Here is a 15,037-nt window from a genome sequence, read left to right as displayed (position 1 = left end):
TAGGTTTCGTGGACAAAGGTTGACAGTAACGTCCATGATTGATTCAAAGCTGCCTTTTGGAGGCGTTGTTGGGCGAGCGAATTGGGCTTTCGGACGAGGAATGGGCCATCATCGGGGCGCTGCTTCCGCCTGAGAGGGGTCGTGGCTGCCGTCCTGCGCAAGACAATCGTCTGTATTTCGAAGGCATGATGTGGATTGCCCGAACCGGATCGCAGTGGCGCCACCTGCCTGATGATTATGGCAAGTGGAACAGCGTGTTCCGACGCTACCGACGATGGGTGACGACAGGCGTGTTCGATGCGATGCTCGAAACCTTGGCTGAAATGGTCGAGCGGGATACCACTGCCGACATGATCGACAGCACGGTGGTCCGGGCACATCATTGTGCTATCGGTATAAAAAAGGGACACAGGAAACCGAGGCGCTTGGCCGATCGCGCGGTGGTTTCACCACCAAACTGCACGCCCGATGCGACGCCAGGGGACGCCCTCTCGGTTTTGTCCTGACGCCGGGACAGACCCACGATATTCAGGGTTTCGGCCCGCTGTTCCGCATGATCGCTGACAAGATCGAGGCGTTACTGGCAGACAAAGGTTACGATGCCGACCTCATTCGCGAGGAACTTGCCAAGGCCGAAATCGAAGCCGTCATCCCGAGCAAAAGCAACCGTCGCAATCCTGTACCTCATGATAAAACCAAATATCGCTGGCGCAATCTCGTCGAGCGCCTGTTCAACAAACTCAAGAACTGGCGACGCGTTGCCACCCGATATGACAAAACCAAGGAATCATATCTTGGCTTCGTCAGTCTCGTGTCAGCACTCCAGTGGATACCCTTTGTCCACGAAACCTAACACTACAGTTGCAGTTTGGTTTCCGGCCTAGAAAGATGAAGAATTTGCGGTTTTTCTCGATGTAGACCGTCTGAAATTCGAGCTTTCTGGAAAGCACGGAAACCATGAACAATTAACGAACAAAACAAACTGCAACTGTAGTGCTAAAAAGAATGCCGCCTTTTTGAAAAGGCGGCATCCGGAAACTGCTATTTCATTTATCAGTGAACTGCCTGCAAACGGTTTCTGATGTCGCATGCGGCTTACTGTCACGCGCTGGGTTCAGGGGACTCCCATGAATTCGTCGCCCAGATAATCGGGTGGCCCGCCGTTCAGTCCCTCCGCCTCGAAACCGTCATCATACGGCCCGGAATAGAACCCCATGCCGTAATTATGTTCGTTCCAGTCATTATTGGCGATCATCGGCCCATCCGGCCCCGATAACTGCGGGCCGCTTGGCCCGGCGCAGGCGGCAAGGGCTGCTGCCATCCCGATCAGGGGAAGCAGTTTACGGAGGGGATTGCGCGTATTTTTTCCGGTCATATCGGCTTTCTGTCACTTGGGCCGGGCTGTCGGCCTGTCCTGTCCCGCCAGCGGGCCGGGTACCTGATGCCCACGGTGCCAGACCTGCTGGATATGATCCAGTGCCGCCGGGTCCTGGTTCGGGTTGCCGGATACCACCAGCAGGTCCGCCAGTTGCCCGGGTGCGATCGTGCCCCGGTCCGTAAGCTGCATGAGGTGGGCGGCATCCCCCGTCGCCAGCGTAATGGCCTGTAGCGGGGTCAGTCCCGCCATGACCGACAGCCGGAATTCCCGGTGTTCGGCAAAACCGGGAATGCGGGTTGGCGTCGCACCCGAATCCGTGCCGAACCCGATGGGGATGCCCGCGTGGTACAGCGTCAGCAGATTGCGCATGTTCATCGCCAGCGCCTTGCGCGATGCGGCGGTCAGGGGTGCTGCCAGAACTTTCTGCCGCCATGCCGGGTCAGCGAACTGCTGGCGCAGGGCAGGCGACAGCCCGTATGACAGGAAGGGATCATCCAGCCATTCGGGGTGTTCGGCAAAGATGTAGTTCGCTTCGTCAAGGTCCAGCGTTGCGATATAACCCGTGCCATGCTGTGTCATGGCGTGGATCAGGGTCGCGTCAACCGGTCTGTCACGTACGCCGTGGGCCAGGATATCGACGCCGGCGGCCACCAGCGCACGGGCATCGGACAGGTCATGGATATGGGCGGCCACGCGCTTGCCGCGCAGGTGGGCCTGTGTAATGGCGGCGCGGTATATTTCGGGCCGCATCTTGGGCAGGCCATGCGCACCGGGTACGCCGTTGCGGAAATCATCGACCCACAGCTTGATCAGATCCGTGCCTTCATCCGCCATTTTGTTGACCGCAGCGCGGGCTTCATCTCGGGTGGTGGGCCGAAAAACCTGATCCGCGCCAAGATGGAACATGTTCTGCGGTGGCACGCCATCGGGTGCGCCAATGCCCTGGTCCACGCCAAACAGGTCGGCGCCGGGGTTGAGACCCGCATGCTGCTCGCGCCGCAGATCGTCAAACAGGGGTGAACGGTTCAGGCCCAGTGCAACAATGGTCAGCACGCCATAATGTTCGTACTGCGACAGTTCGGACAGGATATTGGCGCGGGTGTAATTGACTTCCCCATTCTGCGTGCCGCTGACCTGTCCCACATGGCTGTGGTCGGAAATTAGTCCCGGCAGCACGGTCTGGCCCGACAGGTCAATGGTGCGCGCATGGGCCACGGACGGCAGGTTGTGGCCGGTTGCCGCGATATGTCCGTCGCGGATCAGGATATCCGTATCCGGCTGTGGTGCGCTGCCCGTGCCATCAATAACGGTGGCATGGCGCAGCAGCACCGGCCTGTCCGGCCGGGCATGGGCCATGCCGTGGGCCAGCAGAACCCCCGTCATGAAGGTCAGCAGGGCAGGGCGGCGGTAACGGGACATGGCGGGATCTCCATCCAGCAGGGTGGAGCAGTGTGGAACGCGTGCGGACCCGCGTCCATTCACATCTGGGCGGGCCGCGCGTGAATCCTAACGCGGCAGGCGCGTCGCCCCGCCTTCGATCAGGTCGGTGAATGCATCGGCCACGTCACCGCTTTCGGGAAAGCAGACAAGGACATCATCACTTTCCGCCTTGGCTTCGCGGGCGGGCGTGATCACGCTGTCCCAATCGCCTGACAGTGAGGCCACGGTGCCGATTTCCGGTTCCAAAAACTGCCATGACCCGCCCTTGACCGTTGATCCCATGACGGTTGTCAGCAGGAATATGCAGGCCTGCGGGGGCAGGGGCGAAGGTACGCGCCGGAACTGGTAGATCGTGCCGGATTTTCCAAATAGCGTGAAAGAAGTCCACGGTTCCATAGGCCTGTTCCCTCCTTGGGTGATGGTTGCACTATGCCATGTTTCGTGGTGCCGGGGGGATAGTGACGTGTCGCCCATCAGCCATGCGGGCCATGTCGTGCCGGGCACCTTGCCCGCAGTACAATGAGCGCCTGATTTTTCCGTCGCATAAAGGGCCCCACCCCCACGTTCCGTGATGCAGTCCATGCAATCGCGCTGCCAGTAGGGGCGGAAATTCCCTTGTCATTCACGGGTGGTGCGGCGCGCATGGCCACAGGATGGCGGCCGCGGGAAATAAAGACGTTTTTCGCGGTCAAGAATGTAGTCGGCGGAGCGGTCTATCGTGGTGATGGAAGCCAGTCCGGACTTCGTGTTAAGCGGGGGCAGTTACCATGCGTGTTTCCTGTACAGGCTATCATAAATTCTGTTGTGGACAATGACCCGACCCACCGTGACTGCCACCACTTCCCTCACGCCACGGCATGATGCACGCAGCCCCGCGCCCGTACTCCAGCGCCGGTTCGGGGTCTTTCACCTATGGGGCATTGCCGTGGGGCTGGTGATTTCGGAGGAATATTTCGGGTGGAGCTATGGCTGGGCCGCGGCAGGCACGCTGGGCTTCCTTGTCACCACGTTCATGGTTGCGCTGATGTATGCGGCGCTGATTTTTTCCTATACCGAACTGACCACTTCCATACCGAAGGCAGGCGGGCCATTTGCGTATGTGCTGGCGGCTTTCGGGCCTGTGCCGGCGTTCCTTACGGGCTTTGCCTCGATCATGGAATTCGTATTTGCGCCCCCCGCCATCGCGCTGGCGATCGGGGCCTACCTGCATGTGCAATATACCCATGTCAGTGCATCGGCGGCCGCGACGGGGGCCTATGTGGTGTTCATGGCGCTTAATATATTCGGGGTGAATATTGCGGCCACATTCGAACTGGTCATTACCATAGCCGCCATTGTCGAACTTCTGGTCTTCATGGTTGTGGTGATGCCCGGTTTTTCATGGGCGAATTTCGTCCATGATGGCTGGGCCGGGTCCGATACGTTCAGCCTGCATGCCGTGGGTGGTATTCTGGCGGCTGTTCCCTTCGCCATATGGTTTTTCCTTGCGATTGAAGGAGTGGCCATGACAGCGGAAGAAGCGCGCAGCCCGCACCGGACCATTCCCGTGGCCTATATCGCCGGAATCATTACCCTGATGGTTCTGGCGTTCGGCATCATGATTCTTGCGGGGGGCGTGGGTGACTGGAAAGCCCTGGCCAACCTGAACGACCCGCTGCCACAGGCCATGCTGGCCGTAGTCGGTCCCCGCAGTGGTTATGTCCATATGCTGGTATGGCTTGGGCTGTTCGGTCTTGTGGCGTCTTTCCATGGGATCATCATGGGATATTCGCGCCAGATCTATGCCATGGCGCGGGAAGGCTACCTGCCTGCGGTGCTGGGACGACTGCACCCCCGGTTCGGAACGCCGTGGGCCGCGACACTGGCCGGCGGGGTCGTGGGGATGATGGCCATTTACGGTGACCGGTATGTTACCATCGGCGGCCAACCGCTAACCGCCAATATCGTTACCATATCGGTATTCGGTGCGCTGACCATGTACCTGTTTGCCATGGCCAGCCTGTTCCGGTTGCGCCGCAGCCAGCCAGATCGGGTGCGGCCATGGTCCGTGCCCGGTTATCCTGTCGTGCCGGGGTTTGCCTTTGTTGCCGCATTGTGCGCGCTGGCGGGCATGGCTGTCAGCCATCTGGCCATTTTCGGTGTCTATGTTGTTTTCATGGCCGCGGGCCTTGCGGTTTATCTGTTCAGCCGCAGGTCATCCGGCACCTGACGGGATTGCCCTGACCGGAAAGCACTGCGCCGGAGACGCCTGCTGGCGTTGCATGGTGTCTGGCTGCATGAATATGACTGTATTATTTTCCATAATCAGTCATGATTTGGCGTTCAAGTCTGGTGACGGGGCAGATATATTATAAAACACTTATCCATGCGGAATTCCGCGCCTGCGGCATTCCCATGCACGGATGTCAACAGTATTTCTTGTCAGGTGAATTCAGATCAGCATATAAATTATTATATTGTAGCGAATATTATGTATTCTTTCACATGCATGAATGGAAATGCATTGGGGAAATGGAACGCAGGTGCGAGTGAACCGGTCGCGGGACAGGGACGTATCAGCCCGGGATTTTTCGGTTTCTGACTGTCTGGCCATTTCGGTTCGTTTCTGTTCTGGAAATCATAAAAATAAATAAATCACAAGAACAGATTTAATGACCAATAAAACATAGAAGTAAAAACAGGAATTCATGTTTTCGGTCATGTGCTTTGGGCTGTCCATTCGCAATTCCATAAGCTGGAACCATGCAACCTATGATCCGGATGTGACCTCGGCCGGGGTGCGTTACGGCACGCACGGACAGCAGATCATCAATCATCCCCGAATCATGTACAAGGCCAGCCTGACATATACCGGACACGTCGCTGTGGCCCACGAACCTGTCCCGCGCGTGGGACAGGTTCATCCGTCGTGTTTCTGTCAGGCCAGAAGGCGTGGCGCGGTGCTGCCGTAACGGATGGTGGCGGGATCAGGACGCCATTCGCCGGTATTCTCATTACGCCCCTGCAGTACGAACCGGGGCTGTCGTACCGGGTATTCCTGTGCCGCGCGTCGGGACAGTGCGCCAATCGGGCCGGACAGGCAGCGGTTGATGATGACCGCCAGCGCGGTATCGGCAAAGCCGCGCAGCATGTCCACGTCCCCGTCGCTATCACCAAAGACCATCAGGGGACCGTGTCCCTTCTGCCTGACCAGTGCCTGACGGATGGCCGTAACCTTGCCCTGGCGGTAGGTCAGGGGCCAGTGGGGCACGTCCCTGTCACCGGGATAGGATGCGTCACCGTTCGGGCGCATCCGCACGCCCATTACGTTTTCAGCAGGCAGGTTGTATCCGTACCGGGGATCAGTCGCGAAAACGCGCACGATGTCTACGAAGGATGCTGAACAGACATAGACATCAATCCCCTGCGCGCGCAGGCAGGCGTGCAGCGTGGCAATCTCCGGCGTCAGGCGCAGGCATTGCATGAAGGTGTGGCTGATGCACCCCGCCTGTCCCAGTCGCTGTGGCGGGGTCTGACACGTGACGGATGTAATGGTCTGTCCCAGATGCCAGGTGTTGGAAGCCTGTACAAGCTGGCGCAGGCTGTCGGGCGTATGACCGTTCAGCATCCATATGATCCAGCGATAGGCATGGTCTGCACCGGAACTGGCCGCCATCGCGTCATAGGCGAAATACAGCTTGGCCCGGAAACCGGACATTATGGGATCGGTGGCCGTGCGGAGCGTGAAGCCGCTGTCGCGCAGGGGGCGCAGCCCGTAGGACTGTACCAGCGCCGTGTAATCGGCCACCAGATCGACGGCAAGCGCATGCGGGTTGACCCGTTGCCCCGAAACGGTGCGGCATGTCGCGGCGAGCGGACCATGCCCCAGTCCGCGCTGCAGAAAGGTGCCAAACTGTTGTGGGGTGACCATGAAGCACAGGTTGTCGATCATGAAACGGAACAGCGTTTCCGCGCAGTCACCAAAAATACAGGTATTGTCCCAGTCAAATACGGCATAGGGCCGGGTCGTGACATCATCCCCGGCATGTCCATGGGCACGGATGACCGCCTCGATCGCCCGGCGTGTCGTCGGTGCCCATTTCAGGGGCGGCAACAGCGGGAGGGATGCGGTATCATCGGTTGCATGCGCCCCGGCCGCCAGCAGGCCGGGCGCCAGGGATGACAGTCCTGCCACAGTGGCAAGCTGACGGCGGGTAAGGGGTTTCGTCACGCTTCGTGCCCTTTTGACAGATGGGTAATGGACGGCGCGCCGCTAGGGCGCGGGTCACTGCGGCCGGGCCGTCCCGTTTCCATGTGGCCAGCCAGTCTGGCAAGGAAATGCGGATGGCCATCGCATGCCAGGCGCAGGCCATACCAGTGATCCGATGTGGCAAGCTTCCCGTCATGGGTCACGCTGCCCGGTGGGGGAACGTCCAGACGGACCGGCGCATAGCCGGCGTAGCCCACCATGCCCATGTTCGCATGCAGCCTGTTTTTTCGCGTGTGACGACAGGGCAGGGGACGGGCGGGACACTGTTCGGTTTCCTGCACGCGAGGATGCTGCTGGTGGGGCACCTATGGCGGGGCAAGGTGACACGCGGCATCCGTCTGTGCCGGATAGTGCAGGGTATCCGGCCGTTCGGCCTGCCATCGCCGGTCCATGACCCCGAAATCAAGCAGGGATGTCCGGTCACCACAGACGCTACGTCGCCATGGAGTGATGTTGGGTTCCATGACCCCGAAACGGCGTCGGCCAGGGCGGATGAAACGGGGTATGCGGCCTTGTTCTCCTTGATTCTTCCGCGTGCGGCACTACAGGCGCACGGCGATCGCTGGCGCCGCAGCGTAACGGGAATGGATGGGGGAGAGCTTGACAGGAGACTACATAATTTTGGCATCACGACGTTTAGGCTTGTTACGGATCGCCAAAACATGAAAACTTGCGGTCGCTTCAGGATGTAGGGAAGGGAAGATGCTGCCTGGCGATATGCCCAGCCCAACAGACAGCACGATCAGACAGCCACATGTGCTTGCCGCTGCGGCCACGGGGGTGTGCCAGTTCATCCGTGAACAGGGTTGCGATCCTGATCGCGTGGCCCTGTCCGCCGGGCTGCGACTTGACCAGAGCCTTTCCCAGACGGCGTCGCTCGACCTTGCCGGATACTGTCTTCTGTTTGAGGAAACCACCCGGCAGAGCGGACATGCAGGGGTGGGCCTGTCCTATGGTCGGCATTTCACCCCGGACATGCTGGGCCTGATCGGTTTCATCGCCATGGCGTCCCCTACGCTGGGGAACGCGGTGGAAAATGTGGCCGAACTGTTTCCCTATCACCAGAGCGGCACCATCACCCGCCTTGTCCATCAGGACGATGGCTGCGCGCGGCTGGAATACCGGATCGTGACGGGTGGCATCATCGGGCGCGAGCAGGATGCGGAACTGACCATGGGCATGTTCTGCAACATATTCCGCCATGTTCTGGGGCAGCACTGGGCGCCACGGGCCATCTGGCTTGAACATCGCCGCATCGCCTCGGCGGGTGAATACGATGATGCCTTTGGCGCGCCGGTGCATTTTGGCATGGGCGTCAATGCGGTCGTGTTTGACAGGGCGGAAATGGGTTGCATCATGCCGCAGGGAAATGTGCGGCTGCTTGATGTCCTGCGGTGCAGCCTGACATCGCTGTCGCCCGCGGCTGCGGGCCGGGCGGCGGAGCCTGCCGTTGATCCGCTGCTGTCGCGCATCCGTACCGAAATCCGGTATTCGATGGGTCAGGGCGTGCCCGCCCTGTCACATGTGGCGGAAACGCTGCGCATGCCGCGCTGGACGCTGCAACGGCGTCTGGATGGGATGGGCGTTACGTTTTCCGCCCTGGTGGAACGGACCCGGCAGGAACTGGCCCGCGAATATCTTGCCCGTCCCACCATGCCGATTGGCGAGATCGCGTTACTGCTGGGATATTCGGAAATCAGCGCCTTCAGCCGCGCATTCCGCAAATGGACCGGGGTTTCGCCACGCCTGTACCGCGCATCCCGCCATTCAGGTGGCGACCGCCAGGCACACACCCGTGCGGAGGCAGGTCAAGTCTTTGTGCCTGTCGGTCAAGATATTTGAAAACAAACGTTTATAATTCAGCCATGGATAAATTACCTCTCGCTGGGAAGGCTATTGTACCGTGTCATATCATGCTTTTCTGGGGGGGGAGAAATTCTGCTTTTCCTCTCTGAAACAGGTGCTTGCCTATGCCTCACCCTATCGCAGCGGTGACGAACTGGCAGGCGTTGCAGCCCCTGATCCCCTGCAGCGTATCGGCGCGCGTGAGGCGCTGGCGAACATTCCGCTCCGGACCTTCCTGAACGAGGTCCCGGTCCCCTACGAGACGGATGAAGTCACGCGGCTGATTATCGACAGCCACGATGCCGCCGCCTTCGCCCCCGTCGCGCATATGACGGTGGGGGATCTGCGTGACTGGCTGCTGGACCATGAAACCGATGGGGCGACCCTTGCGGCGCTCGCGCCCGGGCTGACGGCGGAAATGGTCGCGGCGGTCAGCAAGCTCATGCGTAATCAGGATCTGGTGGCGGTGGCGCGCAAGATCACGGTCCGCACGGCCTTTCGCAACATGCAGGGCCTGCCGGGGCGCATGGGTTCGCGCCTGCAGCCCAATCACCCGGTGGACAGCCTGCCGGGTATTGCCGCGTCCATGCTGGATGGGTTGCTGCTGGGGGTGGGGGATGCCGTGGTGGGCATAAACCCGGCATCGGACAACATGGCCAATGCCAGTGATATCCTGCATATGCTTGAAGATGTGCGGGTGCGCCATGACATTCCCATACAGACCTGCCTGCTGACGCATGTGACCAATACCCTCCAGCTTATGGAACGCAATGCGCCGGTGGACCTGGTGTTCCAGTCCATATCCGGCACGGAGGAAGCGAATGCCGGTTTCGGCATTTCCCTGTCGGTCCTGTCCGAAGCCCATATGGCCAGCCAGTCGCTGGGACGGGGGACAGTCGGCACGAATACCATGTATTTCGAAACGGGGCAGGGGTCAGCCCTGTCGGCCAATGCCCATCATGGCATGGACCAGCAGACGGCGGAGGTACGGGCCTATGCCGTGGCGCGGGCTTTCTCGCCGCTGCTGGTCAATACGGTGGTCGGCTTCATTGGCCCGGAATATCTGTATGATGGCAGGCAGATCATTCGTGCGGGGCTGGAAGACCATTTCTGCGGGAAGCTCATGGGCCTGCCGATGGGATGTGACGTCTGTTACACCAATCATGCCGAGGCGGATCAGGATGACATGGACAACCTGATGATGCTGTTATGCACCGCCGGCATCAACTTCCTTATTGCCGTGCCCGGCAGCGATGACATCATGCTGAATTACCAGAGCCTATCCTACCACGATATCCAGACACTGCGTTCGCTGTTTGGCGTGCGGGCGGCGCCGGAATTCGAAGAATGGCTGATCGCGCGTGAACTGGTTGATGCAAAGGGTCGGATACGCGTCAATTCCCCCAGCATTCTTTCCGGGATGATACCCTGTCATGACTGATGACCGTCCTGTTTCCTGGCAGGGGCTGCAGGCGCGGACCTCGGCGCGGATCGGCCTGCCCCGTGCTGGCGACACGATTTCCGGCGCGGCCGTGCGGGAATTCCAGTACGCCCATGTCCGTGCGCGTCATGCTGTCTCCACCACGCTGGATACCAGTCGGCTGAACCTGTCACAGCCCCCGATCGAGGTTGAAAGCAGGGCCCGGGACCGCGAGGAATACGTAAGGCGTCCCGACCTTGGGCGACAGTTATCCGACAGAAGCCGCGAAAGCCTGCCGCACGGGCAGTATGATGTCGTGTTCGTCATTGCCGATGGGCTATCGGCCCTTGCGGCAGAGCAGCAGGGCCCCGCGGTACTGGCGGCGATGATGCCCCTGCTGACGGACTGGCGTATCGCTCCACTGGTTGTGGCGCACAGGGCACGGGTGGCGTTGGGCGATGAAATCGCGACCTGTCTGGGCGCGCGGTGCGTGGTGATGATGATCGGGGAACGTCCCGGCCTGCGTTGCGCCGAAAGCATGAGCCTGTACATGACATGGAATCCGCAGATAGGGATGCGGGATTCGGGACGGAACTGCATTTCCAACATCCACGGTCATGGCGGGCTATCCGCCATGGCCGCGGCAAACGCTCTGGCATGGTTGCTGAAGACGGCGCGGACGCGCAATTACAGTGGCGTCAATCTCAAGGACGAAACCTGTACTATCGAGCAGACCGTCCGCCCGGATCCGCAGAAAATGTTATCGGATAAATCAGGGCAATAAAAAAATGGATTCCAGCAGTACAGACATGTGAGAAAAAAGGTCTGTGCGGCCGCGTTCATGACCTGTCGTGTTGCGGGTGAAAACGGTGCAGGCGTGATCTTTATCCGGCGATTGTTCTGGAATAGGGCTGTGACAGGAAAGTAGCGCAGGTTTCCTGATGCTTCTTTATTTTAAGGAATGTCCGGAAATTCGTTGATCAATAAAAACGTCTTTATGATTTACATGATGTCGAAATGGCGGGCTTTTCAGATAGAACCGTCCAGGCAACGTGTGCTGAAGCATTCCAGAAAAGCTTTGGCAGAAATTTCTCTGCATTTTGCACGATGCGTTGTCGGTAGTTTTTTGAAACAGCTTTTCAGCCAGTGCATGACGATACTTTAAAAAAGTACCAGTCCCATGCATGACAGAGTGCCAAAAGCATTCTGCGTATTAAAGATACAGAGACTTGGAAAGTGCCTGTAATCAGCCAAGACCCGCAGTAAACTGCGGTAAAGTAGCTGGCGTCCCGTACGGGATTCGAACCCGTGTTGCCGCCGTGAAAGGGCGGTGTCCTAGGCCTCTAGACGAACGGGACTAAAGGCGTGAGCGGTAAGTATCCCGACACGGGGGTAGGGTCAACCCCCTGATTCAAAAATATTGAAATTATTCGGCGATTGCCACGTCACGGATGAAAAAAGTGGCGGATGTCCGGCCATTCCAGCTTTCGGCACGCAGCCACCCCGCCAGATGCAGCGGTGGCATGTCCCGATCTTCCAGAACGGGGGCCAGCGGGCTTTCATTGGCGCGGAACACCAGCGCCTTCAGCCGGGGGCCGCGGCCTTCACCCTGCAGCGTCAGGCGCAGGGTATTGCCTTCCCGCCCGATCCGTTCGGCATAGGCCACGCGCACGCGGGGCAGCGCGATCAGCGGTTCGTCATTGCCCGCCCCAAACGGGGCCAGGCGGTCCATGTCGGTTGCAAGAGCGACATCAGCCGCCGCGACATTCACCACGGCGTCGATGGTCAGGTCCACGGCGTCGGGCAGGCTGGCTGCGGTGGCCAGATGGTGGTCAAGGAATTCATGCAGGGCAGGGATGCCATCCGCCGGTAGTCCGAATCCCGCCGCCATGGCGTGCCCCCCGCCCGATGACAGCAGTCCCGCCTGCCGTGCCGCGATAATGGCGCCGCCAAGGTCCTGTCCCGGGACGGACCGGGCGGAGCCTTTTACGCTGCCATCTTCCATTTCCGCGCCAACCAGCACGGGGCGGTTGAATTTTTCCTTGATCCGCCCGGCCACGATCCCGACCACGCCGGGGTGCCAGTCCCGGCCGCTCAGTACCAGTACGGCATGCCCCTGTGCGCGTTGCGCCACCGCCAGTTCCATGGCGCGGTCAAGGATGCCGGATTCGACGCTCTGCCGGTTATGGTTGACGGAATTCAGCTTCTCGGCCAGGGCCTGCGCTTCTGCCGCGTCCTCGCACAGCAACAGGCGCAGCCCCAGACCGGAATCCGCGATACGCCCCCCTGCATTGATCCGGGGACCAAGTGCGAATCCGCATGTAAACGCCGAAAGCGGGTCACGCGCGCCCGCAGCCTCCAGCAGGGCCGCAATGCCCGTGCGCTGCCGCCGCGCCATGACCTTCAGCCCCTGCGCGACAAAGGCGCGGTTCAGGCCGCTTAACGGCATGACATCGCATACGGTCGCCAGCGCCACGAGGTCGAGGCTGTCCATCAATTGCGGTTCGGGACGGGATTCGAACCAACCTTCACGGCGCAGGATGCGGACTGTCGCCACCACGGTCATGAACGTAACCGCCGCCGCGCAGATGCCGTGCAGGCCGGACGGGCAGTCAGGCCGGTTCGGATTGACCGTGGCCAGCACACGCGGCAGGGCGCCCTGCACCTGATGGTGATCAAGGACGATGATGTCACCGCGCCCGCTTGCATGTTCCAGCACGTCAACCGCCGCCGTGCCGCAGTCCAGGCAGACAATCAGGCTGGCGCCCTGATCCTGCATGGCCTCGATTGCGGGGATGTTCGGGCCGTAGCCTTCCGTCATGCGGTCGGGAATATGGGTCAGCACCGTGCAGCCCTGACGGCGCAGGAAATCGGTCAGAAGTGCCGTGGAGCACGCGCCATCCACATCATAATCCCCGAACAGGCCCACCGTTTCCCCGTTACGGATGGCGGTGGCCAGACGGATGGCCGCGGCATCCATGTCCGTGAAGGTGGACGGGTCGGGCATCAGCGCCCGCAGGGTGGGGGTCAGGTAGGTTGCAACCCGTTCGGGGGCAATGTGGCGCAGGGCCAGCATGCGACCGACGATTTCCGGCAGCCCGGTCTGCTGTGCAATGGCCGTTCCCATGCGGTCGGTATGGCTGGCCTGCCCGCCTTCGCGCCAGTTCCACCGGCGGCCCGTGACACTGCGCGTCACCCCCAGCACGGCTGGCGTCTGCTCCGCCTCCTGTGGCGCGGGGGACGCGGGAAAGGGGGAAAGCAGGTCGGCAGCGGACATGAAAACGGATCCTTGTTGGTATGCGGCGCGGGCAGGGCAGGATGAATGGTCCGCCCTGGACCATCCATCGCCCGGTGTTCAGGCCGCTTCGATACGGATCAGCGCGGGCTCATCCAGTACGGCGGGCAGTTCGGCAATATGGTGCAGGGCATGCTGCATTGCTGCCTCGTTGGTCCTGTGCGTCAGCAGCACCAGTGGCACGGCATGGGTGCCATCGGGGCGGACGTCATGCGCGTCGGCATGCTGGAGCATGCTGCGCAGCGATACGCCGTTGTCGCGCAGCACCGCCGTGATGTCGGCAATCACGCCGGGGCGGTCTTCCACGTTCAGGCGCAGGTAGTACTCGCCCATGAACGATTTGGCAGGCAGGGCCACGGCCTGCATCAGGCTGTCGGCGGCGCAGCCCCATACCGGCATGGCGGAGCCACGGGCGATATCGATCAGGTCGGCGCATACGGCAGTGGCCGTCGGCCCTTCGCCCGCACCCCGGCCTTCTAGCATCAGGCGGCCGACAAAGGCCCCTTCCACCACCACGGCGTTGAATACGCCGTTGACCTGCGCAATGGGTGCATCCTGCGGGACAAGGCAGGGATGGACCCGGGCCTCGATACCATTTTCATGCTGGCGCGCGATGCCAAGCAGCTTGATGCGGTAACCCATCTTGCGCGCGAACTGCAGGTCCAGCGCGCCAATGCGGCGGATGCCCTCGATATAGACGGAGGCAAACACCACGGGCCGTCCGAATGCCAGCCCGGCAAGGATTGCCAGCTTGTGCGCGGTATCAATGCCGTCCACGTCAGTCGAGGGATCGGCCTCGGCATAGCCCAGCTTCTGCGCATCGGCCAGGATTTCGGCAAAATCCCGCCCGGTTTCATGCATGACGGTCAGGATGTAGTTGCATGTGCCGTTCAGGATGCCGCCGATCTTCAGGATCCGGTCCGCCGCCAGCCCCTCACGCACGGTCTTGATGGCGGGAATGCCACCGGCCACCGCCGCCTCAAACATCAGCGGCACGCCCGCCGCCTGCGCCGTGCAGGCCAGTTCGGCGCCGTGAATGGCGATCAGCGCCTTGTTGGCGGTCACCACCGGGCGGCGGTTTTCCAGCGCGCGCGTCACCGTCAGGCGCGCCGGACCTTCCGCCCCGCCAATCAGTTCCGCCACCACGTCCACATCGGGGTGGGTGGCCAGTTCCTCGGGCGTGTCACACCAGGCGACATTGCTCAGGTCCACGCCACGGTCGCGCGTGCGGTCGCGCGCGCTTACGGCGGTCACCACCAGTTCGCGGCCCGCGCGGGCATGGATCAGGTCGGCGTTTTCACGCAGCAGTTTTACGACGCCGGCACCAACCGTACCCAGCCCCGCAATGCCGATGCGCAGGGGCGGTTTGGGGGCGGGTCTGCAAGGGGAAGAAGTCATCTGTTTTCCGTC

Annotated in this window: 13 protein-coding genes, 1 tRNA gene and 1 pseudogene; 6 read left to right on the top strand and 9 right to left on the bottom strand. The window is 60.9% G+C overall.

What is annotated here, in order from left to right; translation table 11 throughout:
• Window positions 1–98: 98 nt before the first annotated feature.
• A pseudogene (locus GEU01_RS27500) lies at window positions 99–853 on the top strand (IS5 family transposase); the annotation flags it as partial.
• Between the two features lie 261 nt (window positions 854–1,114).
• Here GEU01_RS27500 and GEU01_RS04000 read toward each other — a convergent pair.
• From GEU01_RS04000 to GEU01_RS03990, 3 genes are all read right to left on the bottom strand, one after another.
• Complete coding sequence (locus tag GEU01_RS04000; RefSeq protein WP_019085037.1) at window positions 1,115–1,375, bottom strand: hypothetical protein; 261 nt, start codon at window positions 1,373–1,375, stop codon at window positions 1,115–1,117.
• A gap of 12 nt (window positions 1,376–1,387) precedes the next feature.
• Window positions 1,388–2,797, bottom strand: a complete 1,410-nt coding sequence (locus tag GEU01_RS03995) for an amidohydrolase family protein (RefSeq protein WP_019085036.1) — start codon at window positions 2,795–2,797, stop codon at window positions 1,388–1,390.
• 87 nt (window positions 2,798–2,884) lie between these two features.
• Entirely contained in the window at window positions 2,885–3,214 is a 330-nt protein-coding gene (locus tag GEU01_RS03990; protein WP_019085035.1) for a hypothetical protein, read from the bottom strand.
• Between the two features lie 415 nt (window positions 3,215–3,629).
• Here GEU01_RS03990 and eat point away from each other — a divergent pair, with 415 nt between their 5' ends.
• Window positions 3,630–5,027: an ethanolamine permease gene (eat, locus tag GEU01_RS22260; protein WP_019085034.1), complete on the top strand. Its 1,398-nt coding sequence runs from the start codon at window positions 3,630–3,632 to the stop codon at window positions 5,025–5,027.
• 478 nt (window positions 5,028–5,505) lie between these two features.
• Window positions 5,506–5,769, top strand: coding sequence for a hypothetical protein (locus GEU01_RS03980; RefSeq protein WP_019085033.1), 264 nt, complete (start codon window positions 5,506–5,508; stop codon window positions 5,767–5,769).
• Here GEU01_RS03980 and GEU01_RS03975 read toward each other — a convergent pair.
• Genes GEU01_RS03975 through GEU01_RS26155 form a run of 3 tightly spaced genes read right to left on the bottom strand, consistent with a single transcriptional unit; the run spans window position 5,736 to window position 7,531 of the window.
• Complete coding sequence (locus GEU01_RS03975; protein ID WP_019085032.1) at window positions 5,736–7,028, bottom strand: haloacid dehalogenase-like hydrolase; 1,293 nt, start codon at window positions 7,026–7,028, stop codon at window positions 5,736–5,738. The genes GEU01_RS03980 and GEU01_RS03975 overlap by 34 nt on opposite strands.
• On the bottom strand, window positions 7,025–7,348 hold the full coding sequence (locus GEU01_RS26160; RefSeq protein ID WP_198284441.1) for a hypothetical protein: 324 nt from the start codon (window positions 7,346–7,348) through the stop codon (window positions 7,025–7,027). Before GEU01_RS26160 ends, GEU01_RS03975 begins: the two co-directional genes overlap by 4 nt.
• A gap of 24 nt (window positions 7,349–7,372) precedes the next feature.
• On the bottom strand, window positions 7,373–7,531 hold the full coding sequence (locus GEU01_RS26155) for a hypothetical protein (protein WP_198284440.1): 159 nt from the start codon (window positions 7,529–7,531) through the stop codon (window positions 7,373–7,375).
• Window positions 7,532–7,769: 238 nt separating this feature from the next.
• Between GEU01_RS26155 and qhpR the strand changes: the two genes are divergently transcribed.
• From qhpR to eutC, 3 genes are all read left to right on the top strand, one after another.
• A complete protein-coding gene (qhpR, locus tag GEU01_RS03960) occupies window positions 7,770–8,909 on the top strand; it encodes an AraC-like transcriptional regulator QhpR (RefSeq protein WP_019085029.1) in 1,140 nt (379 codons plus the stop codon).
• A gap of 61 nt (window positions 8,910–8,970) precedes the next feature.
• Entirely contained in the window at window positions 8,971–10,353 is a 1,383-nt protein-coding gene (locus GEU01_RS03955) for an ethanolamine ammonia-lyase subunit EutB (RefSeq protein WP_019085028.1), read from the top strand.
• Window positions 10,346–11,116 carry an ethanolamine ammonia-lyase subunit EutC gene (eutC, locus tag GEU01_RS03950; protein WP_019085027.1) on the top strand — a complete coding sequence of 257 codons (771 nt, stop codon included), beginning with the start codon at window positions 10,346–10,348 and terminating at the stop codon, window positions 11,114–11,116. The genes GEU01_RS03955 and eutC overlap by 8 nt, the downstream gene beginning before the upstream one ends.
• A gap of 498 nt (window positions 11,117–11,614) precedes the next feature.
• Here the strand turns inward: eutC and GEU01_RS03945 are convergent.
• From GEU01_RS03945 to GEU01_RS03935, 3 genes are all read right to left on the bottom strand, one after another.
• Window positions 11,615–11,690, bottom strand: a tRNA-Glu gene (locus tag GEU01_RS03945).
• Between the two features lie 68 nt (window positions 11,691–11,758).
• Complete coding sequence (gene recJ / locus GEU01_RS03940) at window positions 11,759–13,609, bottom strand: single-stranded-DNA-specific exonuclease RecJ (RefSeq protein ID WP_019085026.1); 1,851 nt, start codon at window positions 13,607–13,609, stop codon at window positions 11,759–11,761.
• 78 nt (window positions 13,610–13,687) lie between these two features.
• Entirely contained in the window at window positions 13,688–15,025 is a 1,338-nt protein-coding gene (locus GEU01_RS03935) for a homoserine dehydrogenase (protein ID WP_019085025.1), read from the bottom strand.
• Window positions 15,026–15,037 lie beyond the last annotated feature (12 nt).

Source organism: Komagataeibacter europaeus LMG 18890, assembly GCF_000285295.1.
Taxonomy (GTDB): domain Bacteria; phylum Pseudomonadota; class Alphaproteobacteria; order Acetobacterales; family Acetobacteraceae; genus Komagataeibacter; species Komagataeibacter europaeus.
Note: the sequence above shows the minus strand (reverse complement) of the source record. Positions and strands in the feature narration are given on the sequence as shown.

Bases quoted from the DNA above. Each gene is read 5' to 3' on its own strand.
- GEU01_RS04000 (WP_019085037.1), bottom strand. From the start codon at position 1,375: ATGACCGGAAAAAATACGCGCAATCCCCTCCGTAAACTGCTTCCCCTG.
- GEU01_RS03995 (WP_019085036.1), bottom strand. From the start codon at position 2,797: ATGTCCCGTTACCGCCGCCCTGCCCTGCTGACCTTCATGACGGGGGTT.
- GEU01_RS03990 (WP_019085035.1), bottom strand. From the start codon at position 3,214: ATGGAACCGTGGACTTCTTTCACGCTATTTGGAAAATCCGGCACGATC.
- eat (WP_019085034.1), top strand. From the start codon at position 3,630: ATGACCCGACCCACCGTGACTGCCACCACTTCCCTCACGCCACGGCAT.
- GEU01_RS03980 (WP_019085033.1), top strand. From the start codon at position 5,506: ATGTTTTCGGTCATGTGCTTTGGGCTGTCCATTCGCAATTCCATAAGC.
- GEU01_RS26155 (WP_198284440.1), bottom strand. From the start codon at position 7,531: ATGGAACCCAACATCACTCCATGGCGACGTAGCGTCTGTGGTGACCGG.
- qhpR (WP_019085029.1), top strand. From the start codon at position 7,770: ATGCTGCCTGGCGATATGCCCAGCCCAACAGACAGCACGATCAGACAG.
- eutC (WP_019085027.1), top strand. From the start codon at position 10,346: ATGACTGATGACCGTCCTGTTTCCTGGCAGGGGCTGCAGGCGCGGACC.
- recJ (WP_019085026.1), bottom strand. From the start codon at position 13,609: ATGTCCGCTGCCGACCTGCTTTCCCCCTTTCCCGCGTCCCCCGCGCCA.
- GEU01_RS03935 (WP_019085025.1), bottom strand. From the start codon at position 15,025: ATGACTTCTTCCCCTTGCAGACCCGCCCCCAAACCGCCCCTGCGCATC.